This window comes from Rothia sp. HMSC062H08 (assembly GCF_001810775.1).
Lineage (GTDB): Bacteria > Actinomycetota > Actinomycetes > Actinomycetales > Micrococcaceae > Rothia.
Window position 1 is genome coordinate 208777 of record NZ_KV802668.1, and the last position, 1654, is coordinate 210430.

General features: G+C 51.0%; 1 protein-coding gene and 1 pseudogene. Both read right to left on the bottom strand.

Annotation, left to right across the window (positions count from 1 at the left end; translation table 11 throughout):
• Positions 1-429: pseudogene (locus HMPREF2765_RS09275) on the bottom strand (peptide ABC transporter ATPase); the annotation flags it as partial.
• Between the two features lie 523 nt (positions 430-952).
• Positions 953-1654 (bottom strand): DUF6318 family protein (locus HMPREF2765_RS05990; RefSeq protein WP_070604688.1); only part of this gene is annotated, 702 nt, incomplete at its 5' end.

The following is a 1654-nucleotide window of genomic DNA, read 5'->3' on the forward strand; positions in this document are numbered from 1 at the left end:
AGTTTCCTTCGTCAACACGACATCCAGAGCATGCCAGTCACCGCCGTTCACGCGGAAACGACCAGAGTAAGACACGGTCGCGTAGGCATGGAAGTTGCCCGAACGCTTATATACATAGCTGGTCGCGGTCTTGCGTGACTCTTCACCACGTGCCCTGCTGACAGGCTTGCCCATGGTGTAGAAGCTGCCCTCGTCACCGTTGCCGTACTGGATGGTCATCTGGGTGGGGTAGGACTCCATCTCCACGTGGCCAATCATGAGGTCGCCTTCCCAACGTGCGGTGGGTGCGTCAACGTAGAAGTTGACGGCCTGGTTCTTATAGACGTTGGGGTTGTCTTCGCCCTGACCAGAGCCAAGGTTATAGGACTGCTTCAGTACAGGGGCCTGGATATCGGTTTTAGCGAATTGGTCCTCAACTTCTTGGAGCATTTCTTCAATAGTGGGACCCTTAGGCTGTGCGGGGTCATTAGAGGTGAGAGTTTTGGTATCAAGTGGCTGGCAATATGTTCCTAGTCCTGTTTTCGGATCGTAATTTACCTCTTCGCCACTAATAGGCATCTCACGGATACGGCTGTATTTACCAGGTTGTCTTCCCGCTGCAAGACATTCCGCTTCACCTTGCTTGCGCGCATTACCTTTGGGAATATACATAGGCTGCCCCAAGTTGTCTTTTACTTCGTCATAATTTCTACGGAATTCTTCTTCCTTCCGCTGGTTCTCCGCTTCTATTTCAAGGGATGATTTAGCGGTAGGTGAGTCTATCCTAGTATCTAGGGTGCCTTTCCTCGCAAAGTTTTGTTGTGGAGTCTTTTCCTTAGTGAGGCATATAGCATGGCCGTTATCGCTACTGCATTCCTGGCTGTTCGCAGGAGGAACGCTCATAAAAACAGATGATGTGATAACAGCAAAAGTGAGTATATATGCACTTCCTATTTCTCTGATATGGAACATGCTATTTCAACGACCCTTTTTCCTTCAGCTGCTCTTGAGAAAGTGAGCCAACGACAGTCCAAAATCCATCCGAATATTTGAGAATGTAAGCGCCGCTATCGTCCCCCTCGGCCGTATTCGTGTCTTCGGTGTATGATCCGTCGGGCTCAACATACATTACGAATTCCCAAATATGCTTCAGCATAAGGGTGTATTCTTTAGTTTTTTCATCATAAATAAACTGACCATCGAGCTGATATTTGTCGAGACCATTAATGATCCATCCGCCGCGCTTATAAAGGCGCTCGACATATCCGTAGAACTTTTCTTCGTCAGTTTCTGGTTTCACATATGCTTTGGCGTATTCGCAATCACCCGTCTGGACTGCATAGTTGTGGGCTATGGTCCAGTCGTTGATCATGTTGAGAGCGCCCTCCTGAGTTTCGGGGTATTGTTTCCGGCTCGGGGGCTTGGGTACGTTTTGCGCGGGTCCGTAGCCGTCGGCTTTACGGTACTCACCGTCAGGGGCTTTGGATTGTCCAGAGTAGCCTCGGATAGTAGACGGGGTTGCCGAAGCTGATGCAGATTCAGAAGCTGCCGCAGATGCCGAAGCGGTCTCACTCGGCGCCGCGGAGGCGGTAGCTGCCGCCTCATTGTTAGCCTGCTGGCCACATGCCGCAAGCAGGGCACCAATGCCCACAAGTGCGCCGCTACCCAGCAGGGT